The sequence below is a fragment of the Raoultibacter massiliensis genome, assembly GCF_900199545.1.
GTDB lineage: Bacteria > Actinomycetota > Coriobacteriia > Coriobacteriales > Eggerthellaceae > Raoultibacter > Raoultibacter massiliensis.
On record NZ_LT962671.1, the window covers coordinates 749571 to 771294 of the forward strand.

At 59.1% G+C, this 21724-nt stretch carries 18 protein-coding genes; 15 read left to right on the forward strand and 3 right to left on the reverse strand.

Annotated elements, in window-relative coordinates:
• Positions 1-280 precede the first annotated feature (280 nt).
• The gene (locus tag C1719_RS07350) at positions 281-841 is read right to left on the reverse strand and encodes a YdeI/OmpD-associated family protein (RefSeq protein ID WP_102374506.1); all 561 of its coding nucleotides are present in this window, start codon (positions 839-841) and stop codon (positions 281-283) included.
• A gap of 230 nt (positions 842-1071) precedes the next feature.
• Between C1719_RS07350 and C1719_RS07355 the strand changes: the two genes are divergently transcribed.
• The 9 genes from C1719_RS07355 (at position 1072) to ilvC (ending at position 13037) form a co-directional block, all read left to right on the forward strand.
• Positions 1072-3729: a molybdopterin-dependent oxidoreductase gene (locus tag C1719_RS07355; protein WP_102374507.1), complete on the forward strand. Its 2658-nt coding sequence runs from the start codon at positions 1072-1074 to the stop codon at positions 3727-3729.
• A 15-nt stretch (positions 3730-3744) separates the two neighbouring features.
• Entirely contained in the window at positions 3745-4323 is a 579-nt protein-coding gene (locus tag C1719_RS07360) for a 4Fe-4S dicluster domain-containing protein (protein WP_102374508.1), read from the forward strand.
• Positions 4324-4407: 84 nt separating this feature from the next.
• Positions 4408-5067, forward strand: coding sequence for a TorD/DmsD family molecular chaperone (locus tag C1719_RS07365; RefSeq protein ID WP_180963518.1), 660 nt, complete (start codon positions 4408-4410; stop codon positions 5065-5067).
• A gap of 75 nt (positions 5068-5142) precedes the next feature.
• Positions 5143-6822, forward strand: coding sequence for an ATP-binding protein (locus C1719_RS07370; protein ID WP_102374510.1), 1680 nt, complete (start codon positions 5143-5145; stop codon positions 6820-6822).
• Positions 6823-6887: 65 nt separating this feature from the next.
• Entirely contained in the window at positions 6888-7577 is a 690-nt protein-coding gene (locus tag C1719_RS07375) for a response regulator transcription factor (protein WP_102374511.1), read from the forward strand.
• Positions 7578-8053: 476 nt separating this feature from the next.
• Positions 8054-9736: a dihydroxy-acid dehydratase gene (gene ilvD, locus C1719_RS07385; RefSeq protein ID WP_102374513.1), complete on the forward strand. Its 1683-nt coding sequence runs from the start codon at positions 8054-8056 to the stop codon at positions 9734-9736.
• A complete protein-coding gene (gene ilvB, locus C1719_RS07390) occupies positions 9733-11526 on the forward strand; it encodes a biosynthetic-type acetolactate synthase large subunit (RefSeq protein ID WP_102374514.1) in 1794 nt (597 codons plus the stop codon). The genes ilvD and ilvB overlap by 4 nt, the downstream gene beginning before the upstream one ends.
• Positions 11523-12005: an acetolactate synthase small subunit gene (gene ilvN, locus C1719_RS07395; RefSeq protein ID WP_102374515.1), complete on the forward strand. Its 483-nt coding sequence runs from the start codon at positions 11523-11525 to the stop codon at positions 12003-12005. The genes ilvB and ilvN overlap by 4 nt, the downstream gene beginning before the upstream one ends.
• Before the next feature lie 36 nt (positions 12006-12041).
• Positions 12042-13037 carry a ketol-acid reductoisomerase gene (gene ilvC / locus C1719_RS07400; protein WP_102374516.1) on the forward strand — a complete coding sequence of 332 codons (996 nt, stop codon included), beginning with the start codon at positions 12042-12044 and terminating at the stop codon, positions 13035-13037.
• 88 nt (positions 13038-13125) lie between these two features.
• On the opposite strand, the gene C1719_RS07405 is transcribed toward ilvC, so the two are convergent.
• Complete coding sequence (locus C1719_RS07405) at positions 13126-13446, reverse strand: type II toxin-antitoxin system RelE/ParE family toxin (RefSeq protein ID WP_102374517.1); 321 nt, start codon at positions 13444-13446, stop codon at positions 13126-13128.
• A gap of 6 nt (positions 13447-13452) precedes the next feature.
• Positions 13453-13740 carry a type II toxin-antitoxin system Phd/YefM family antitoxin gene (locus C1719_RS07410; RefSeq protein WP_180963519.1) on the reverse strand — a complete coding sequence of 96 codons (288 nt, stop codon included), beginning with the start codon at positions 13738-13740 and terminating at the stop codon, positions 13453-13455.
• Between the two features lie 510 nt (positions 13741-14250).
• Here C1719_RS07410 and C1719_RS07415 point away from each other — a divergent pair.
• The 6 genes from C1719_RS07415 to serA all read left to right on the forward strand — a co-directional run bounded on the left by C1719_RS07415 (position 14251) and on the right by serA (position 21515).
• A complete protein-coding gene (locus C1719_RS07415) occupies positions 14251-15483 on the forward strand; it encodes a hypothetical protein (protein WP_146007865.1) in 1233 nt (410 codons plus the stop codon).
• A 92-nt stretch (positions 15484-15575) separates the two neighbouring features.
• Positions 15576-17030 carry a hypothetical protein gene (locus C1719_RS07420; RefSeq protein ID WP_146007866.1) on the forward strand — a complete coding sequence of 485 codons (1455 nt, stop codon included), beginning with the start codon at positions 15576-15578 and terminating at the stop codon, positions 17028-17030.
• 92 nt (positions 17031-17122) lie between these two features.
• Positions 17123-17401 (forward strand): hypothetical protein, encoded by a 279-nt coding sequence (locus tag C1719_RS07425; protein ID WP_102374521.1) that lies wholly within the window; start codon positions 17123-17125, stop codon positions 17399-17401.
• A gap of 381 nt (positions 17402-17782) precedes the next feature.
• Complete coding sequence (locus C1719_RS07435) at positions 17783-18322, forward strand: flavodoxin family protein (protein ID WP_102374523.1); 540 nt, start codon at positions 17783-17785, stop codon at positions 18320-18322.
• A 197-nt stretch (positions 18323-18519) separates the two neighbouring features.
• Positions 18520-19602, forward strand: a complete 1083-nt coding sequence (gene serC / locus C1719_RS07440) for a 3-phosphoserine/phosphohydroxythreonine transaminase (protein ID WP_102374524.1) — start codon at positions 18520-18522, stop codon at positions 19600-19602.
• A 323-nt stretch (positions 19603-19925) separates the two neighbouring features.
• On the forward strand, positions 19926-21515 hold the full coding sequence (gene serA, locus C1719_RS07445) for a phosphoglycerate dehydrogenase (RefSeq protein WP_245874416.1): 1590 nt from the start codon (positions 19926-19928) through the stop codon (positions 21513-21515).
• Positions 21516-21724 lie beyond the last annotated feature (209 nt).

The following is a 21724-nucleotide window of genomic DNA, read 5'->3' on the forward strand; positions in this document are numbered from 1 at the left end:
CGGCGCGCCGGCTGCCCCGAAGGCCCCTGGCGCGCCGAGCGCTCCCAAAGCGCCGGGAGCCCCCAAGGCACCAGGGGCGTAGAGGCGGCACCCGCTGCGGCGTCGTCAGATTTGCAAGGGCGTTGCGTTTGTGGTGCGGTTGGCGTATCGAGGCGGGTATCGGAGCTGCTCCGGGCCCGCCTTTGCGTTTTGACAGGCGCAGCTTTGCCTGCAGTTGCGTTTGCCGTTGCGGTATGGCCCGTCGTTTGCGGGGGGCTTCGCGAGACGAGCAGGCGCATGCCTACATTGGCTTGAGGTTCTTATCGAGCCGTTCGATCATCCATGCGAGGCGCCTGTTTCGGCCCGCATCGGTTTTCGCATCGAAGTACGCGCGCGTATAGGTTTTCTTGACCGACGGCGACATGGCAAGGAAGTTTGCGTGTGCGGGTTCGTGCCCTTCGAGCGCCCGGGCAACCTGTTCGATCTGATCCTCGGTTGCCTGCTGGGGTTTTGGCGCATCCCATTGGCCGTTTCGCTTGGCTTCTTCGATTTTCGCGCGCCCGTGGTCGGTCATGGATCCCTGGCCTTCGAGCTTTTCGACCAGGGCCTTGTTCTTCTCCGACCATTTGCTGTTCACCCGGCGCTGCGAGAAATACTTGCGGTAGGTTGCGCCGTCGATGCTTTGCATCTGCCCGTCGATCCATCCGAAGCAGAGAGCCTCTTCGAGCGCTTCGGATGCTTTGAGCGTCTTCGGACCGCCTGCTTTCCCGAACAAAAGCCAGACGCCGTCGGTTGATTCGCAGTTGTCGGCGAGCCAGGTTCTGAAATCTTCGCGGGTGGGAAAGCAGATCGGCTCGTTCATGGCGGCCTCCGTCGCTCACGGGTTTTCCATTTGAAAAGGTATCATACTATATGGTACCCGCCTGTTCTCGTGCAAACGGGATGGTTATTACAAAAATGAAATATCTATTACGGATGATTCAATTGAACGGGCGAATCCTCTTGGGAATACTGTGGCTCATGTGCTTCGCCCGTGCAGTAAGCTATGCGGGGCGAGGTTGATGGACGAGAGATGAGAGGGGTGGATCGCTCATGGGGAATCATGGTGCGACAAAAAACGCCATTACGCGGCGTTCGTTCGTCGGCGCGAGTGCCGCAGCCATTGCCGGGTTGGCGATGGTGGGCTGCCAGCCCGAAAACAAGTTGGAAGAAGTCGAGCCTCAGGCTGAAGGTGCAATGGCTGATGCGGAACTCGATCCAACAATCGAGGGCAAATGGGTTACGGCTTGTTGCAACAACAACTGCGGCGGCATGTGCTTGAACAGGGTTTACGTTGTCGACGGGGTTGTTGTCCGGCAGAAGACCGATGACACGACCGAGGATTCCATGGCAGCACCGCAGCTGCGCGCATGCCCGCGCGGCCGCTCGAAGAAGCAGCACACCTTTGGCGCCGATCGCTTGAAGTACCCCATGAAACGTAAGAACTGGGAGCCTCATACTGGCGGTAAAAAGGAGTTGCGCGGTATAGACGAGTGGGTGCGCATCAGCTGGGACGAAGCATCCGAGATCATCGCCGACGAGCTGAAGAACACGATCGACCAGCACGGCAACCGCGCCATTTTGTTCCCTGGTCAGTGCAAGGGCAATATCATGAACGTGATCAACTCGATCGGCGGCGCTACAACTTCCATCACCTCCGGCTCCATGGGTACCGCCGTATACCATTCGACGGTCATGGGTATGCCGGTGATGGGGCTGGGCGAAGAGAACGATCGCACTGACTGGGTCAACGCCGATTATATCGTGCTGTACGGATGCAATCAGGCATGGGCGTCCCCGGGAACCTATATGTACTACTTTAACGAGGCCAAGAAGGCGGGAGTTCAATTCGTCTTCGTCGGTCCTGAGTACAATGCGACCGCTGCGCACTTCAACGCGAAGTGGATCCAGGTGCGTCCCGGTTCCGATTTGGCGTTTCTTTTGGCCGTTGCCTATCAGATGTTCGTAAACGACGAGCAGGATCCGGGGTCGGTCATCGATTGGGATTTTCTTGCCAAGTACACCGTTGGCATCGACGGCGATAGCATGCCCGATGATGCGAAGGTCGATGAGAACTTCCGCGACTACGTGATGGGTGCTTACGACGGTCAGCCGAAGACGCCCGAGTGGGCATCGGCGATTTGCGGCACGCCTGTCGAGGACATCGAGTTCTACGCCGACATGCTTAAGAAAGACAATGCGGTTACCACGCTGCGGAGCTATGCTGCGTTCCGCACGAACGACTCCGACGATACGAACTACGCATGGATGACGGTGAGTCTGATGGGCGGGCATCTGGGCAAGCCCGGAAATTCCACCGGCACCGCTTACCATAACTGCGTGGGCAGCTGCATCGATGACATCTTCCATCCGGGTGCTTCGGGCGCCCCGGCTGCTCCGGCGAACCCCGTTACCGATGTCGTCAACGATCCCGAGCAATGGAGTGCCATCCTGACCGGCAAGTTCAATTGTCGGGGATCGGTCCTCGAGTGCCCGCCTGAGGACCGCAGGGAAATCGATACGCGTCTCATCGTGTTTACGGAGGCAAGCCCGATGAACACGCTGCTCGACACTGCTTCGGCAATCGATGCCGTCAGGAAGGTCGACTTCGTGTTCGCTACGGCTCGCGCGTTTACCACCCAGGCGCAGTATTCGGACGTGGTTTTGCCGGTGATCACCGAATGGGAGAAAGTCGGCGATTTACGCGGCGGTTCGGTGATGACGCTCAAGAATCGTGAGGCCCTCATCGGCGCGACGCAGGTGTGCGAACCGCTTTTCGAGGCAAAATCCGACAAGGACATCGCTCGGGGGATTGCTGAGAAACTCGGGCTTAATGCTGACGAGCTTTTCCCGTTGAGCGACGAACAGGAGTTCTTCAACATTCTTGCCGGCACGACGATGAAATCCGCCGAAACCGGTGAGTTCGTTCCGTTCCTCACGATTACCGAGGACGACATTGCTTCGCGGGGTGTCGAGGGCGAGCCGCAGGAAGGCGTTATCTCGATCGGCGAGTTTCTTGAAAAAGGAATCTACAAGGTTGAGCGAAAGCCGGGCGACGCCTACACCTACTACGGATACCAAGCGTTCATTGAGGATCCCGAAGCGAATCCACGCGCCACTCCGAGCGGCAAATTCGAAATCTACAGCCAGACGAAGGCTGATGCGCTCAACGGATGCGGATACACCGCCGACGGTTTCGTCTGGAAACCCTATCCGACCTACAAGGCTCCTGTGAATGGCTACGAAGCTTCGTTCGCTGACTTCGAGGGCGGCGTGAAGGGCGATTATCCCTACCAGATATTCAATCCCCACTACCTGCGTCGTTCGCATACTCAGTTCGACAATCTGCCGTACTTGCGTCAGGCATTCTCGAACCCTGTGTTCATCTCGGCGGTAGACGCAGCGGAGAAGGGCATCGAGGACGGCGATACTGTGCGCATCTACAACGAGAGATCCCAGTCGCTGCGCCCCGCCAGCGTAACCGAGCGCCTTATGCCCGGCGTTGTAGCCCTCCCTCATGGCCCTTGGGTCGATATGGATAAAGACGGCGTCGACCATGTGGGTGCCGAGAATCTGTTCACCGCGCCGGTTACGTCGGGCATGGGCGTTGCCGGCTACAACACCAACCTGATCAACTTCGAAAAATACGAGGGCGCCTCGCTCGAGGAAGACTACCTGCTCGCGCAGCGCATTCCTGCGATCGAGGAATAAGGGGGAGAAGAAGCCATGACCCAATTCGGTTTTTATTTCAATCAAGAAGACTGCATCGGCTGCAAGGTGTGCCAAGTCGTGTGCTGCGATCGCAACGATCTTGCGCCCGGTATCACATTTCGCCGTGTCGAATCGTACGAAACGGGTTCTTACCCCGATGCCACCCTGTATCATTATTCGCTGACCTGCAATCACTGCGCGAGCCCTGCATGCGTTGCAAATTGCCCGTCGGGTGCTATGCAGAAAGACCCCGACGACGGTACGGTGTTTATCGACTATGCCGAATGCATTGGATGCGGAACGTGCGTGAAGTCGTGTCCGTATGGCGTCCCCGTTCTGCAGGAAGACAAGGGCACGTCGGGCAAATGCGACGGGTGCAAGCCGTTTCGCGATGCGGGACAGAACCCTGTATGCGTTGACGCCTGCGTAATGCGTGCGATCGAATGGGGCGATATCGAAGAGCTGAGGGCGAAGCACGGCGATGCCGTCAGCGATCTTCCTATCCTGCCCAGCTCAAGTGAAACCAACCCGTCGCTTCTCGTCACACCGAAAGAAGCGGCGCTGAACGAGCAGTTCAAGCCGTTTATCGTATAGCGGCAGTGCGACAAATACTCGATACGCACCGAGATGCCCCGCCGAGCGAGCCTCGGCGGGGCGCTTGGGCATAAGGGGGAAACCATGATTGAAGATGCGACGCTTGATTATCTGGTGGCAAGAAGGTTCGGATACCTGCTGTTCCAGCGGCTGTTCGGAACCGAACCGAGTGACGAATTGTTCGATGCGATCGACGAGGACGTCGCCACACGCGCTTTCGGCTTCGTAGACGTCGAAGGAAAGACCGCAGCCTATGGCAGGGAGCTTCTTGATCTTGCCCAAGCCGAGAACAGGGATCTTGCGGCGAGGCTCTCGGACTACACTCGTCTGTTCGTCGGTCCCGCAGCGCTTCCCGCTCCGCCGTGGGAATCGGTTTACCTTGAGGGGAAACGCATGGTCATGCAGCCTTCTACGCTCGATATCCGCAACGTCTATCGCGCACACGGCTTTCTTCCCGCCTTGTACCCACGTGTTCCTGACGACCATCTTGCACTCGAGCTCGATTTTTTGGCTTCTTTGGCCGCGGAGGCGTGCGATGCTTACGATCGGGGCGATGAGGGAAGGATGCGGGACGCCTTGGAGGCGAGCGGGGATTTCATCGCCGATCATCCGCTGAAGTGGATCGATGCGTTTGCATGCGATCTGGAAGAAAAAGGCGGGTCCGACTTTTACGCTTGCGCTGCGAAAGCGCTTGCCTCTTTCATGGTCGCTGATGCCCGAAGGCTTGAAGCGGCGTGCGGTTAGCGTGTAGCATAGAAGGATCGAAACGCAAGCGATGACGTGTGGGCAACGTGTTCGGGCAGAGCGCCAAGGGGGAGTATGGCCGTTCGAAGGAAAGTGGGTATCAAGGCAAAATTCGCAGTGCTGTTCGTTGCTACTGCGGTGGTTTTGCTCGCCGTGAACGCCGTGTGGCGCGAATCGGTCCAGCACGATCAGGTGGAGCGCGAGATGCTCGAATCAGCGCATATGCTGGCCACCGAGATGAATGCGGTTTGGGATTTCATGGAGGTGAACCAAAGCCAGTTCGTTCGAAACGAAGACGGTACCTACAATGTGTACTGTGTGGTTGCGGCGAAGGTTGTTGCGCAGAAATTCACCAACAGCAGCGGCGGCATCATTATCCACTATACCAACATCGAGACGCGCAAACCCGCCGATGCCCCCGACGAATACGAGCTCGAAGCGCTGTACGCCCTGCGCGATAACCCCGACAGCAAAGCCTACTACGGGTTGGTCGACTATCAGGGATCCAAAGCGTTTCGGTACGTCGAGCCCCTGTGGATGGCGGAATCGTGTCTCGAGTGCCACGGTGGACCCGAGGGAGAGCTCGATGTCATGGGCTTTCCGAAAGAGGGGCGAGAAGTGGGGGATCTTGCGGGTGCTGCGAGCATCATCATCCCCGCGGACACCTATCTTGCCGGAGCACAGGAGAGTGCGACACGCGAGACGCTCGTGTTCTTCCTCTTTTTGGCAAGTTGTATGCTTGTGGCGTTCTATGGCATATCTCGGCTGGTTACGAAACCGCTGCGGAAGCTGGGTGCGGTTTCGGAGAGGCTTGAGCGGCACGACTTCGATGTGAGCCTTGACGGTATCGGGCAGCGCGACGAGATGGAGGATCTTGCCCAGCGATTCGATTCGATGGCCAAGGAGCTCAAGACGCTTTACGAGCATTTGGAATCGGAAGTCGAGGTTCGCACGGCGCAGATCATCGAATCGAACAAGGTGCTCGAGCTGCAGCGCGTCGAACTCGAAAACATGAACCGCATGCTTCAGCACGACAACGAGTTAAAAGAGGATTTTCTCGCTACGGTAAGCCACGAGATGCGTACGCCGCTCACCTCTATACTGGCGTTCGTCGACATTTGGGAGCAGACAAATGCGCCCCGCAACAACGACGAAAAGAAGATCATGGGCGAAATGAAGTTCAGCAGCCAAGTGCTTTTATCGATGGTGAACAACATGCTCGACCTGTCACGTATCGAGGCGGGTCGTACGGAGCTGTCGCTTGGCCCCGTCGATGTGGCGGATCTGCTGGGCATCGTCAGAGACGGCGTGACGTTCCTTGCCGAGAAGAAGGCGGCGAGCGTATCCGTTGCGGTTGACGAGAATGTTCCGGTCATCATGACCGACTGCGAAAAGCTCAGGCGCATCGTCGAGAACCTCGCGTCGAACGCGGTGAAATTCATCGACTCGGGCGGGCATGTGCGTTTGAGCGGGAGTTACAGCGAGGCTTCCCGGAAGCTTACATTGTCGGTGGCGGACGACGGGTGCGGCATCGATCCCGAGGACATGCCGCTTCTGTTCGAACGGTTCGTCAAGGGGTCGAACGCAAACCATGCCATCGGGCGTTCGTACGGAAGCAGCGGGCTGGGGCTTGCGCTGGTGAAAGATCTGACCGATTTGCTTGGGGGAGTCGTCGAAGTCGAATCCCGGATAGGGCAAGGCAGCGTGTTCACGGTTGTGCTGCCGGTCGAGCCGCTGGATACGATCGACGAATAGGAGCTATTTCCTGCTTTCGCTTTGGCGGGTGGAAGCGTTGGTGAAACAAGGTAACGGGAGGATGCATGAAGATATTGTTTGCAGACGATGACGAGGGGATGCGTACGCTCGTCGAACATATTTTCAAGGAAAACGGTTACGAGTACATATGCGCTAAAGATGGGGAGGAGGCGCTTGGGTTGTTCGAGCGGGAGCATCCCGACATGGTCCTACTTGATGTGGTGATGCCGAAGCTCGACGGCTACGAGGTGTGCGGTCGGCTGCGCACGATGGGGCAGACTGTGCCGATCATCATGCTTACCGCGAAAGGCGATATCGTTGACAAGAGCGTAGGTTTCAAGATGGGGGCAGACGACTACCTTGTCAAACCCTTCGTCTCCCAAGAGCTTCTGCTGCGCATGGAGGCTCTCGCACGGCGTTCGCTCATGGGTGCCAAAAGGACTTTGGGTTCCGACGTTCTTAAGCTGGGTGGACTCGAGCTCGACGCGGTGAATCATCGGGTCGTCGTTCGCGGCGATTCGATTGTGCTGACGCCGAAGGAGTTTCAGTTGCTTGCGATTCTGGCGAGCAATCCCGGACAGGTGTACTCGCATAAAGAGCTTACCGAAGAAATATGGGGCGAAAGCTATACGGGGGAGATTACGAGCATCACGGTGCTGGTGCATCGGCTCCGCGGAAAGATCGAAGAGGATCCGGCAAACCCTCAGTTCGTCCAAACCGTCTGGCACGCCGGGTATCGGTTCGGTTCGGCGTAGCTCGGCGAAGTTCCTTAGGTTCTTAAAGTTTTTTTCGCCGATTCGAAAATCATGGTTGCGCGCAGGGGAATCGCGAGTATACTCGGTACCCAACAAATCCATAGCTTCAAATGCGTTGACGAGGAAAGTACGGACGAATCCATCTTCAGAGAGCTGGCGGTTGCTGCAAGCCAGTGGTGGACGGCCCGAAAGCCACCTTTGAGCAGTCGAGTTCGAACGACATGGCCGCAGCCAGGCAACTCCTGGCGTGCACCATGGCAAGTAGTCTTGAACCGGTGACAACCGTTATCAGTCCGATCGAAGAGCGCAGCGTCCGAAGCGCGCGTGTCTTCCTTTACCTGATGGTCCTGGTGCAAGCTTCTTGCGGCGGGATTTTTTGTTTTCAGGGTGCAATGGCCGCACACCGATCGCCCGCAGGGCGGCATCGGCTGTTCGGGCTGCACCGCGGCATATGACGGACGGAAGGAAGGCATGACATGCACTATCGCAGCGATGCTGTGAAGACGGGGGTTGCGCGCGCTCCGCACCGCAGCCTCCTTAAAGCCGATGGCATAACCGACGAGGAGCTGGGCCGCCCGCTCGTCGCCATCGTCAACTCGCGAAACGACATCATTCCGGGCCACAACAATCTCGATAAGATCGCCGAGGCCGTCAAGGCGGGCGTCTACATGGCAGGCGGCGTGCCTTTCGAGATTTCGACTATCGGCGTATGCGACGGCATCGCGATGAACCACGAGGGGATGCACTACTCGCTCGTTTCCCGCGAGGTCATAGCCGACTCGGTCGAGTGTGCCGTGCAGGGCCATCGGTTCGACGCCATGGTATGCATCCCCAATTGCGATAAGATCGTACCGGGCATGCTCATGGGCGCGCTGCGCGTCGACATCCCGACCGTGTTCGTGTCGGGCGGCCCGATGCTTGCGGGCAAACAGCCGGGCGGCTGCGCTCCGTCAACCGACCTCAATACGCTTTTCGACGGGGCTGCTGCGGTGATGAACGGAACCATGAGCGAAGACGAGCTCAAATACTACGAGGACACCGCGTGCCCCACCTGCGGCAGCTGTTCGGGCATGTTCACGGCTAACTCGATGAACTGCCTGACCGAAGCGCTCGGCATCGCGCTTCCGGGCAACGGCACGATTCCCGCTGTGTATTCCGAGCGAATCCGCTTGGCGAAGCATGCGGGCATGAAGGTTATGGAGCTGCTCGAAAAGGGCATCACGGCGCGCGACATCGTGGGCGAGGCGGCCATCCATAACGCGATGGAATGCGATATGGCCTTCGGCGGCTCGACGAACACCGTGCTGCATTTGACGGCGATCGCGGCCGAGGCCGGCCATCCGATCACCATGGACGATTGGGACGAGGCGTCTGCGCGCACGCCGCATCTCGTGAAGCTTCAGCCCTCGGGTCCGCGCCCGTTGTCCGATCTGTACGAGGTGGGCGGCGTGCCCGTGGTGATCGCCGAGCTTGCCAAACTCGGGCTCATCGACGAGAGCGCAACCACCTGCATGGGATCGATGGCCGAGTACCTCGCGCATATGAACGAGCAATGCATCGGCGCCGACGGCGAGGTGTGCCGCACCTTCGAGAACCCGTTTTCGGAAGCGGGCGCGCTCAGGGTACTCCATGGCAACATCGCTCCCGATGGTGCCATCGTGAAGAAATCCGCCGTTGATCCAGCGATGATGAACCATACCGGCCCCGCCCGCGTGTTCGACGGGGAGGAAGAGGCTTGCGCGGCCATCAACGAAGGCAAGATCAAGGCAGGCGATGTCGTGGTCATCCGCTACGAGGGCCCGAGGGGCGGGCCGGGTATGCGCGAGATGCTCATGCCGACATCGTCGATCGTGGGCATGGGCCTCTCGAAATCGGTCGCCCTTATCACCGACGGGCGGTTCTCGGGTGCGACGAAGGGGCCGGCTGTCGGGCACGTGAGCCCCGAAGCTGCCGCGGGCGGTCCGATCGCGCTCATCGAGGAGGGAGATAGCGTCACCGTCGACATCGAGGGTGGCGCGCTTGTTCTCAATATCGAAGAAGCGGAATTCGAGCGCAGGCGAGCAGCATGGCAGCCGCCCGCGCAGAAGCATGATCACGGTGTTTTGGCGCGATATGCGAAACTCGTCACATCGGCAGACAAGGGGGCTGTTCTCTCATGAGCGCGAACAAGACGGAGAAACAGGGCACGACCATGACGGGAGCCCAGGCGGTCATCGCCTCGCTCGAGGCCGAGGGAGTCGATCTGGTATTCGGCTACCCGGGTGGGCAGGCTATCAAGATCTACGACGCGCTCTACGACTCGAAGGTGCTCCGCCATGTGCTCTCGCGCCACGAGCAGGGTGCCGTGCACGAGGCGGACGGCTATGCGCGGGCGACGGGCCGCGTCGGCGTGGCCATCGTGACGAGCGGGCCGGGCGCCACCAATACGGTCACGGGCATCGCGACCGCCTACATGGACAGCGTGCCTCTTGTGGTTATCACCGGACAGGTGCCGCGCGGCGTCATCGGCACCGACTCGTTCCAGGAGTCCGACATCGTGGGCATCACGATGCCGGTTGTGAAGCACAGCTACCTCTTGCAAACCACCGATGAGCTCACGCAGACCTTCCGCGAAGCGTTTCACATCGCGAGCACGGGTCGTCCGGGTCCGGTGCTCATCGACGTGCCGAGCGATTTGGCGAGCGAAGAGATGGTGTTCGACTATCCCGACGAGGTGAACCTGCCTTCGTACAAACCCACCTACAAGGGAAACGCCAAACAGGTCAAGCAGGCGGTGAACCTTCTGCGCGAATCGAAGCGCCCCGCGCTCTACGTGGGCGGCGGCATCATCTCGTCGGGTGCCACTCCCGAACTCGTAGAACTTGCCGAGACCATGCAGATTCCCGTGGTTACCACGCTCATGGGTAAGGGAGCGTTTCCTGCGTCGCATCACCTGAACTACGGGCCCATCGGCATGCACGGGTCTAAGTTCGCGAACATGATCATGACCGAGGCCGATCTGATCATCGCCTGCGGCGCGCGGTTCTCCGATCGCGTGACGGGCAAGCTTTCCGAGTTCGCTCCCGATGCGAAGATCATTCATATCGATATCGACCCCGCAGAGATCGGCAAGGTGCGCGAGGTTCGGGTGCCCATCGTGGGCGACCTCAAGGGGGTGCTCGCCAACACATTGGCCGAGCTTTCCAAGCAGGCGGTTCCGCCTGCGCCCGCCGCATGGGTGGAACAGGCCGATGAATGGCGCCGCCGTTTCCCGTTCTACCATCCGGGCGTGGGCGACCGACCCGACGAGATCGTACCCGAAATCGTCATGAGCACGCTTTCGGGCATGCTTGACCCCGAAAAGAGCATCGTGGTAACGGAAGTGGGTCAGCACCAGATGTGGGCGGCCCAGCACATTCAGCGCGAAACGCCGCGTTCGTTCATCACGAGCGGGGGGTTGGGCACGATGGGCTTCGGCTTTCCCGCATCGATCGGAGCCGCGCTCGGGTGTCCTGACAAAACGGTCGTGTGCGTTGCAGGCGACGGATCGTTTCAGATGAACAGCCAGGAAATGGCGACGGCTGCCATTCAGAACGTTCCTGTGAAGGTTCTCATCATGGATAACCGCTGCCTTGGAATGGTGCATCAGTGGCAGAAGCTCTTCTACAACGAGCGCTATTCTTCGACGCTGCTCGATGCGGTGCCTGATTTCGTCAAGCTGGCCGATGCTTACGGTTGGCAGGCCGCCCAGGTCAGCCATCCCGACGATCTTGAGCGGGCGCTGCGCGCCATGCTCGATGCCGAGGGCCCGTACCTGCTCGACGTGGTGATCTCCCGCGATCAGAACGTGTATCCAATGGTTGCGCCCGGCAAGGCGATGAACGACGTCATCGGTGCGATCGACGTTGCGGTCGGCGCGGTGCGCACGCTGGGCGATGACGAAGACGATAAGGGGGGAAGCCGGCGATGAGGCATATTCTTTCGGTTCTCGTAGAGAACAAACCGGGCGTCTTGAGCCGCGTGACGGGACTTATTTCGAGGCGCGGGTTCAACATCGAATCGCTGTCGGTCGGCCCGACCGAAGATCCTACGATGTCGCGGGTGACCGCCATCGTGAAGGCCGACGACGTGTCCTACGAGCAGATCACCAAGCAGCTCCACAAGCTCATCAGCGTGCACAAGATCACCGATCTCACCAACGATGCGGCGATCGAGCGTGAGCTCGTGCTGTTCAAGGTGAACGCCGCCCCCGAGCGTCGAAACGAGATCATCGAGATCGCGAACGTGTTCCGCGCGAAGATCGTCGACGTGGGCAGAAACTCGCTCACCATCGAAGCGACCGGCGACGAGAACAAGCTTAAGGGCATGGAGGATCTGTTCCGCGCCTACGGCATCAAGGAAATCACGCGTACCGGCAAGATCGCCATGTCGCGCAACAGCAAGGATTAATGGGATTACCAGTCAGACGAAAGGAACGGAAAAACAATGGCTGTAACGGTATACCACGAGAACGATTGCAACCCGCAGATCATCCAGGACAAGAAGATCGCGATCATCGGGTACGGATCGCAGGGGCACGCCCATGCGCTGAATCTGAAAGACTCGGGGTGCGATGTGCGCGTCGGGTTGCGCGAGGGGTCTCGATCCTGCGCCGATGCGCAGGAGGCCGGGCTCAAGGTCGTCGACATCGCGACGGCTGCGGCTGAGGCCGATCTCATCATGATCCTCACGCCCGACGAGACCCAGGCCGAAACCTACAAAAGCGAGATCGAGCCGAACCTCAAGGCGGGCGATACGCTTGCGTTCGCGCACGGTTTCAACATCCACTACGGCTACATCGAGCCTCCGGCGGACGTCGATGTCATCATGATCGCGCCGAAGGGTCCCGGTCACATGGTTCGTCGCGTGTTCGTGGAAGGTGCGGGCGTCCCGTGCTTGGCTTGCGTCGCCCAAGATGCCTCGGGTAACGCGATGGCCACGGCGCTTTCGTATGCGTGGGGGGTCGGCGGAGCGCGCGCCGGGGTCATCGAGACCACGTTCAAGAACGAAACCGAAACCGACCTGTTCGGCGAACAGGCGGTGCTCTGCGGCGGCGTGACGGCCCTTATCAACGCCGGCTTCGAGACGCTCGTCGAGGCGGGCTATCCGCCCGAGATGGCGTACTTCGAGTGCTTCCACGAGATGAAGCTCATCGTGGATCTCATGTACGAAGGCGGTATGGCCAACATGCGCTATTCGATATCGAACACGGCCGAGTACGGCGATTACTACGCCGGTCCGAAGGTGATCACCGACGAGTCGAAGGCGGCCATGAAGACCATTCTCGACCGCATCCAGAACGGCGAGTTCGCCCACGAGTTCATGGAGGACTCGAAGAACGGCCAGAAGTGGCTCAAGGCGCAACGCGAGGAGCACGCGAACGCCCCGATCGAGAAAGTCGGTGCGGATATCCGCTCGATGTTCAGCTGGATCAAGCGCTAGCCGCTCGGACGTTCGACGCGGATTTCGCTCAAGGGTTCGCGACGGGGACTGTGTCAGGCGACGCAGCCCCCGTTTCGCAAAGGATCGGTTAATCGCATAGGTCTACGATGGCGTAATCATCGATGTCTTGCGATGTGTGAACGACCCGCCAGACGATAAGCTCGGATTCGCTGTACGAATAGAAGAGCCGATAGGCGCCTACGAGGTAGGTGCGCCTTCCTTGGATCGTCAGGCGTTCGTCTTCGAACGTTCGACCGAGGTCGGGAAACTCGCAGAGAAGCTTGACGCTGCTTTGCAGACTGTCATACCAGGTACGGGCTTTGTCAGGGGATTGTGCAACTTGTCCGAGATACAATACGATTGATTCGATGTCATAGGCAGCCCGCGGGCGATAGATTGCCGTGCGCATGCCGGGCTAGCCGTTCCAGGTTGAAAAGATGCTCTGCATGCGCGCGTCAAGCTCTTCTTGGCTGACTGCCTCCGGACGGTACCGCGCTTCGATCTCTGCTTCCCGAAGTTTGAGAACGTATCGTTCATGGTGACGTTGCCGCTCATAGGCCTCGCAGTCCATGACGACGAGTGCTGCAACGCCGTTTTTTGTTAAGTACAGCGGTTGTTGGCTCTGTCGAGCGTCTTCGCAAATGCCATTGAGATCGGTGCGTAAATCACTGATGGGACGAATTCGAGGCAATGGTGACGGCATAAGCACTCCTTCTTTGTTTCTCGTGCCTTGCAGTATACAAAATTTTGCACAAATATTGAATACCTATCTGCGTATGAAGCAGATCTTTATGCTCTGGTAGCTGTCATGTATTATTGAACGAGCTGCAATTTGCCAATCGTTTTCGAATGCTTGGAGGCAGATTGATCTGAAGCAATGGGTAATCGCGAAGCAGAAAGGCTGGAAGAAGATGTTGTTGAAAACAGGCAGTGCGGGCGTTTCGGCGTCAACGGTGCGGCGCAAAGCGTGTCGGGGGGGGGTTCTTGTTTAAGAGCGGCTCTGCTGGCTCTTTCATTTTGCTTGGCGGCGTTGGCCCTTGCGGGATGCGCTGGTACCGATTCTTCAAGTGGGGGCAATGCCCCAGCGGGCGATGGTGCATCCGCTCCGGTTCGGAGCGAACCGCCCCGAACAGAGGAGCGCCCGGCTGCTGCCTCGGTCGATACCTACTACGTTCGATACGCGCGCGGAAAAACCGCAACCCAACTGACCTCCGTGTCGGGGGAGGTTGTTGATCTGCCCGACGGATACCAGGTCGTAGGACCCTATTCAAACGGTTTGGCTATGGTGCGCTGGCTTGAAACCTCAGACGACCGATGGGGAGTCGGTACCGACGGGAACTTCGACTACGGGTTTATGGACGCGTCGGGCAACCTTAAAATCAAAGTGGACGATGCGGCGGCTTCCATAGGGTTGCCGGCCGAAAACGACGAAGGCGCCGCTCTGAGATGCACGCCCGGTGCGTACTTTCAGGAAGACCGGGCGGTGCTGGACTGCCGGTACGGTGCGTCTGGCAACGGGTACCATTTCTCGCTGGTGATTGACGCGCAGGGAAGCGTCGTCGCCTGGACGGGGCTCGATGGCGGGCGCATGGACGTCGGGGCGGCGGCCTCTTTGCCCTATACGAGCTTTCCCGACTCAATGGAGCTCGTCAACTTTCCCAATTTCGATATCTCCAGCGCATACGAGAAGGGGCTTCTGCAGACTAGTTTGGGCACGTCTCTGGCCCAAGACCATACGATCCTGCTCGATGCGGATGGGGAGGTGTATGCGAACTTCTACGGGTCGGACAGCTACGTGCGCAGCTCGGACTTGCTGAACTCTCGCTATGTCGTGGGCGGTCTGTACAACGTGTGCTCCTATGAGGCATGGGTGCCCGAGGCGAACCCCGTCGACGTATTCGATATCGTCGACATCTTGGAAGCCGAGGACTTCGACGACGCCCAGATCGTCGGTATGGCGGGGGATGGGCCGGTGGTCATCATTAACGCGCAGTCGAACACAGCCAAAGGGGAGCGTGTGCTGACGGGCCTGTATGATTTCGAGGCAGGTTCGTGGGTTGTCGAGCCCGTGTTGGGCGGCAGTGCGCAGGCGGCCCACTACGACGTCTTCCCCGTCAGTATCGAAGGGAAATACAACGAATCGTACGAAGGCGGTTCGTGCGGCCTTATGTCCCCGGACGGAATGTGGCTGTTTGCACCTGACGTTCTCTACGATGGCGAGATATGCAGCGAGTTTACGTACTTGCATGGCTCTTACTGGCTTGCGAAAGTCGGCAAAGGCGATAGCGAACGTAGCTATCTGATCGATGCTGCGAATCCTTCGCTCCAGCCGACTTGTGTGGAGGACCTTGTGCTACCCGAAGACTTCCGCGAGACCGATGCCATGGACGAGGAGCTCATCGAAGGCGCTTCCTCGCGCAGCCAAGAGAGGGGGGAAGTGCGATGAGCACGAGAATCGGTTTGTCGCGCTCCCCCAAAATGCGCTTTGCGATGGGTTCGGGCGAAGCAAATGGAGCGGATTTGAGAGGAGAAGCCAAGATGCGGTTGAAGCTCGGGTCGATGCTCATCCTGGCTGCTGCCGTTTTCTCGTTGTGCGGATGCTTAACGGGGTGCTCGGGTGAAACAGGAGCTCGAGGCGCGGTTTTCGCGCCCCCTCAGCTGGACGCGTCTACTGGTCCTGCCGGCGCGGAAGAACAGATATCCTATATCGTGGGCAATGCCGGTCAGGCGCTGCCCGTTGAAGAGCGTCCTTCGCGCGTTATGCAGCTGGGGGTGGATGCAGGCGCAGGTGTGGCTGCTCAGGAAGCGCTGCACATGCAGGAGTGGACGAACTACTTCTATGACGAGTCTGGGCGCCTCGTGAAAACGGCGACGTTCGGAGAGACGGTTCTCGCTAACACGACGTCCTCCTACGAGTACGATGCGGATGGCAGACTCCTATCGGCGCGGGTTCAAACGGATGACGGAGACATCGCCTCTCTCGACTATGTCTACGAACGGGGAAGGCTGGCAAAGGCGGAGGCGACGACGTGCAAGGGGGGAGAGTCGAGCGGCTCTTCCGTCGAAACGTATTCATACGACGATGACGCCTGCGCCCTTACGGTCGACAGGTATTACGCGGACGGCGCCTTGAAAGAGACCCTGGTGGTGCGCTTCGATGCGAATCATCCTTGGGAAGGTAATCCCCTCGATTACGACGGGGGACGCATGATATCCACCGATGGTTACACTGCGGAAGGCGAGATGAAACAGCACGACGAGTTTGTCTACAACGAAGACGGCACCCCGTCGCTGAAGACCATTCAGGTGCTTCCCGTCGACGGCGGCGGGGAATCGTACAGCGAGCGCGCTTACGCCTACGATGAAAACGGATTCGAAACGTACGTGACCTTCAAGCAGACCCTTGCCGACGTCCATCAAGCGTACCGTATCGAGCGCACGTTCGGCGCCGGCGGAAGGATGACGCAGAAAATCGAGCGGTCTAACATGGGCGATGAGGTGCGGACGTACGCTCGCGACGAGCGCGGGCGTGTCGTCGCGAGCAAGTGCGTCTCTGGCCTGGCCCCCATCGCATGGTATCCCTCCCTGACGGTGTACCAGTACGATCTGGGTCTGACCGAGGCATCTTCTTCCGAGGAGGGCATGGAAGAGGCGGCATCGCAATACGAAAGCGATCGCTTGAGGGAGAGCTACCTCGATTTGGCGGCCGTGTACGTGGCGGGAAGCTATCAGGCTAGGAGCGGAAGCATGTACGATGGGTCGCAGCCGGTGCTCGAGCTGCATGTCGACGGATCCGGCACTTTCGATGGCGTTTCGGGCAGATGGGAGTGGGACGATACCGCTCGTGCCGTCTACGCCTACACCGGCGGCGAGGCTCCCGCGTGGTACGTCTGGGGGCAGGAGGCGGGCTATCCGAGTGGGCAGCGCTTGGGCGATGGCGCATTCGCCGAGTTCGACCGCGTACGCGACGAGAACGGTGTGCCGATTGACTGACGCACGCCGTTCGGTTTCGCAGCAAGGGGCGTATCTTGTTCAGGACAACGACAGGAGGAACAATCATGAATGCTGGTTGCGGAAGAAGACCGATGGGATTGAATGCATCGGGCATTGCCTCCCGGATGATCGGAATAGCGATCGCGTTGCTGATAGGTCTCAGCATCGTGTCGGGCTGTTCTTCGGAGGAATGCGACGATTGCGGGAAAACGTTTTCCGGCCAGGCTTACTACCAAAGCTATGTGTCGAATGCAAGCTACAACCCCTATCGGGAAGATGGGGGAGAGTTGTACGAGGGCGTCGGCGCGATCTGCGAGGAGTGCGCGCGGGATCGCTGGGGAGGTGATTATCGAGACCACAAGGCGAAATAGCGCAATGCATGGGGATGCGCAGGGGTCATGTGCCCTTTGCCTCGCTGGGGGGCAAAGGGCACGAAGGCGGTCTCTGCATGTTGCGTTTTCGATTTTGCGCTGATGCAGAAAATGAGACGGCTTAGAGGCTCGGTTATGGCGCAGCGGCTGTTGGCCTCGCCGTGCCTTTCGCAAATATCGTTGAGGTCGGTTTGCGAGTCGCTGATGGTCCGAATGGGCGGCAACGGTGCAGGCGCGGTATCTTTGGCTTTCTTCGCTGTACGGTGTGCAAAATCTTTCATAAGTATTAACTACTCCAATAAGCGGAATCCGTTCGCACCGTATAGATGAGAAATCGCTACACTGTAGATATCGAGACGAAGCAGGCGAAAAGGGGAGAAGATGGCAGATATTCTGGTGGTTACGGGAAGTCCGCGTGCGGGCGGAAACACCTCGATGCTCGCCGATGCGTTCATCGAGGGGGCCGAGTCGGCGGGAAACGCCGTTACGCGCATCGATGTCGGGCGGGCGGACATTGCGGGATGCCTCGGCTGCAACTACTGTTTCTCGCACGAGGGCGCATGTTGCCAAGAGGACGACATGCAAAAGATATATCCGCTGCTGCATCGCTGCGATACGCTCGCCTACGTGACGCCCATCTACTGCTTCACGTTCTCGGCTCAGATCAAGGCGTTCATGGACCGTATGTTCTGCGGCATAGCCAAGCCGTTCTCGGTCAAATCGACGGTGCTCTTGACCGCGTTCGAGGACAAAGACCATTCCATATCGAAGTACATGAGCGATACGTACCGGGCGCTCACTGCGTATTCGGGTATGGAGGACAAAGGCGTCGTCGCGGTCGGCAGCGTGTTCGAGAAGGGCGCGATAGAGGGCAACCCCGGATTGGAAGAGGCACGCAAACTGGGAGCGAGCCTGCGGTAGGGGTGCGCCTGGGGCAGGGGTGCCGTTGCGCCGATAATCTGGTCGGCAGCCGTTTTTGTCGCATCGCGGCCTCCGATCATCGAAACGCACGCTAGAATGCTTTAGGGAGCTAAAGCGCTGCCGCAACATCGCCTTATCGCGGTATGCGTGCGGAAGCCTGCTTCAACCGATTCGTTGATTGATAGGAGATCGTGAACATGGGTAGGGTGTATAACTTCTCAGCGGGACCGGCCGTGCTGCCGGAAGAGGTTCTGGCGGAAGCCGCAGCCGAAATGCTCGATTATCGCGGTGTTGGCATGTCGGTAATGGAGATGAGCCATCGCTCGAAGCCCTTCGCCGAAATCATCGAGACTGCAGAAGCCGACCTGCGCGAACTCATCGGCATTCCCGACAACTACAAGGTGCTGTTCTTGCAGGGCGGTGCCTCGCAGCAGTTTGCCGCCGTGCCGATGAACCTTATGAGAAATCGTGTGGCCGACTACATCATCACGGGCTCGTGGGCGAAAAAGGCGTGGAAGGAAGGGAAGATCTACGGTGACGCCCGCGCCATCGCTTCGAGCGAAGACGAAACGTTCTCCTATATTCCCGACTGCTCCGATCTGCCGATTTCGGAAGATGCGGACTATGTATATATCTGCGAGAACAATACCATCTACGGCACGAAGTTCCATACGCTGCCCAACACCAAGGGCAAGGATCTCGTGGCAGACGTTTCTTCGTGTTTCCTCTCCGAGCCGGTTGACATCACAAAATACGCGGTCATGTACGGTGGCGCGCAGAAGAACATCGGCCCCGCCGGCGTGGTGATCGACATCATCCGCGAGGATCTCATTACCGATGACGTGCTTGAGGGAACGCCGACCATGCTCAAGTGGAAGACCCAGGCCGATGCCGACTCGCTGTACAACACGCCGCCCGCCTACGGCATTTACATCTGCGGCAAGGTGTTCAAATGGCTGAAGGATCAGGGCGGTCTCGAGGCCATCGGCAAGCGCAACGAGGAGAAGGCGGCGATCCTCTACGACTACCTCGATCAGAGCAAGCTTTTCAAGGGTACGGTTCGCAAGGAGGACCGCTCGCTCATGAACGTTCCGTTCGTCACCGGATCCGATGAGCTCGATGCGGCGTTCGTGGCCGAGGCGAAGGAAGCGGGGCTTGTGAACCTCAAGGGCCATCGCAGCGTGGGCGGCATGCGTGCGAGCATCTACAACGCCATGCCGAAAGCGGGCGTCGAGAAGCTTGTCGAGTTCATGGACGGCTTCGAGAAGGCGCACGCGTAAGCGAAATGCGCTAACAGGCAGACGAAATCTTGTCGGGGCGGCAACCTTTAAGGTAGCCGCCCCGCGTTTTACCGTGCGGCTTGCCCGCGCAGGACCTGCTTCCCGTCTCTGCTTAGAAGCGGTCGATCGGGACGGTCGAACGGCTTTGCGGGACGGGTGGGCGGCGTGCTTGCGATTTGGTTTCGAATTCCGGATATGGTTTTGCGTCGTGTGCCGTTTTACGCGGAACTCGCCGGTTTCGGTGCGGTAGAATGCAAGCTCGTGAAAAGACTGCAACGGGCTTGAGCCTTTTTAGGCGAAACGACAGCGGTAAGGAAGGAAGAGTGGTTGCCGTTATGGCGAAGAAGGTGCTGGTTACCGAGAAGCTTGCAGAAGCGGGCCTCGATATTCTGCGCAGCAAGGGCTACGAGGTCGATGTTTTGCTCGAGCTGGATCCCGAAGGCCTCGTCGATGCGATACCCGCATACGACGCGCTCATCGTTCGCAGCGCCACGAAGGTGACTCGCGAAGTCATCGAAGCCGCCGCCAACCTGAGGGTCATCGGCCGTGCGGGCGTAGGCATCGATAACGTCGATGTCGAGGCGGCTACCGAGCGCGGCGTTATCGTATGCAATGCGCCCACATCAAACATCGTTTCCGCCGCAGAGCAGACCATGTGCCTGATGCTCGCCTGCGCACGCAAAACGCCGCAAGCGGTTGCATCCATGAAGGACGGAAAGTGGGAGCGTTCGAAGTTCAGCGGCACCGAGCTTTTCGAGAAGACGCTTGCCATATTCGGACTCGGCCGCGTCGGCGGACTTGTGGCCGAACGCGCCCGCGCGTTCGGGATGAACCTTATCGGCTACGATCCGTACTGCAGCCCCGAACGGGCCGAGCAGCTTGGAGTCGAGCTGTACGACAACGTTGACGACATCGTGCCGTTGGCCGATTTCATTACGGTGCACCTACCCAAAACCAAGGAGACCATCGGGATGTTCGGGCCTGCCCAATACGCCGCCATGAAGGATGGCGTCATCCTCGTGAACACGGCTCGCGGCGGTATCTACAACATCGAATCGTTGGCGGATTTCGTGGCTGCGGGCAAAATCGGCGGCGCGGCGATAGACGTGTACGAGGCCGAGCCTTGCACGGAAAGCCCATTGCATGAGTTCGATAACGTTATCCTGACGCCCCACTTGGGCGCTTCCACCAAGGAAGCCCAGACGCGCGCCGGCATCCAGATCGCCGAGTACGTGTCGGCGGGCCTTGAGGGCTCCATCGTCCCCACAGCGGTCAACATGGCGCTTGTACCGCCCGAGATCATGGATGCGGTGGGCCCCTATGTGCCCGCTTGTCAGCTTATGGGCTCGATGCTCGCCCAGATCGACGGTGATATTCCGCAGTATTTGAAGCTTACGGCTGCGGGTTCGCTCGCTGGAGCCGATCCTTCGATTCTCGTCGCGGGTACGCTCGGCGGCATTCTTTCCTACAAGAACGTGGCGGTTACACCCGTCAACGCCGAAGCTGTGGCGAAGCGTCACGGTATCAAAGTTGAGACGCAATCGCGCCCCGATGCGCAGGGGTACGCTTCTGCGGTTTCGGTTGTGGCAGACGGCACCGAGATATCCTGCACGCTTGCCGATACCGCCCAGGTTCCGCGCATCGTTTCTCTGTTCGGCTACCAGATCGACATCGCGCCCGCATCGCAATCGCTTATCTTCGAGTACGTGGATGCCCCGGGTAAAATCGGTACCATCGGCACCATACTCGGCTCGGCCGGCATCAACATCACCACGATGCAGGTGGGCATGAAAGAGAAGGAGAAGAACGCGCTCGTGTACATGAACGTCGAAGGCGATGTCGACGATGCCATCATGGGCAAGCTGCGCGAAGGATTGGGCGAGCTCAAAAACCTTTGGTATGTGAAGCTGTAGGGTCCAAAGGCGACGAAAGGGAACTCGGAGCCCGCTCATGCAACGCGCGGGCTCTTTTCGCAGGCTGCTCGACGCTGTTGGCGACTGATGCTCGGGCGTCATGCGGGTCGTGTTGCCGTGCTGCAACCGCAAGCCGTTGGGAGCGTCGCGCCGTTCGGGTTCCCGTCGCTTCTGCGCCATCGATGGCGATGCCGTGATGAAACAGGTGC

Coding starts and splice junctions, on each gene's coding strand:
- ilvN (WP_102374515.1), top strand. CDS start 11,523: ATGAGGCATATTCTTTCGGTTCTCGTAGAGAACAAACCGGGCGTCTTG.
- C1719_RS07365 (WP_180963518.1), top strand. CDS start 4,408: ATGATTGAAGATGCGACGCTTGATTATCTGGTGGCAAGAAGGTTCGGA.
- ilvB (WP_102374514.1), top strand. CDS start 9,733: ATGAGCGCGAACAAGACGGAGAAACAGGGCACGACCATGACGGGAGCC.
- C1719_RS07375 (WP_102374511.1), top strand. CDS start 6,888: ATGAAGATATTGTTTGCAGACGATGACGAGGGGATGCGTACGCTCGTC.
- C1719_RS07355 (WP_102374507.1), top strand. CDS start 1,072: ATGGGGAATCATGGTGCGACAAAAAACGCCATTACGCGGCGTTCGTTC.
- C1719_RS07410 (WP_180963519.1), bottom strand. CDS start 13,740: ATGCCGTCACCATTGCCTCGAATTCGTCCCATCAGTGATTTACGCACC.
- C1719_RS07360 (WP_102374508.1), top strand. CDS start 3,745: ATGACCCAATTCGGTTTTTATTTCAATCAAGAAGACTGCATCGGCTGC.
- ilvC (WP_102374516.1), top strand. CDS start 12,042: ATGGCTGTAACGGTATACCACGAGAACGATTGCAACCCGCAGATCATC.
- C1719_RS07425 (WP_102374521.1), top strand. CDS start 17,123: ATGGGATTGAATGCATCGGGCATTGCCTCCCGGATGATCGGAATAGCG.
- serC (WP_102374524.1), top strand. CDS start 18,520: ATGGGTAGGGTGTATAACTTCTCAGCGGGACCGGCCGTGCTGCCGGAA.
- ilvD (WP_102374513.1), top strand. CDS start 8,054: ATGCACTATCGCAGCGATGCTGTGAAGACGGGGGTTGCGCGCGCTCCG.
- C1719_RS07420 (WP_146007866.1), top strand. CDS start 15,576: ATGCGGTTGAAGCTCGGGTCGATGCTCATCCTGGCTGCTGCCGTTTTC.
- C1719_RS07370 (WP_102374510.1), top strand. CDS start 5,143: ATGGCCGTTCGAAGGAAAGTGGGTATCAAGGCAAAATTCGCAGTGCTG.
- C1719_RS07405 (WP_102374517.1), bottom strand. CDS start 13,446: ATGCGCACGGCAATCTATCGCCCGCGGGCTGCCTATGACATCGAATCA.
- C1719_RS07350 (WP_102374506.1), bottom strand. CDS start 841: ATGAACGAGCCGATCTGCTTTCCCACCCGCGAAGATTTCAGAACCTGG.
- C1719_RS07435 (WP_102374523.1), top strand. CDS start 17,783: ATGGCAGATATTCTGGTGGTTACGGGAAGTCCGCGTGCGGGCGGAAAC.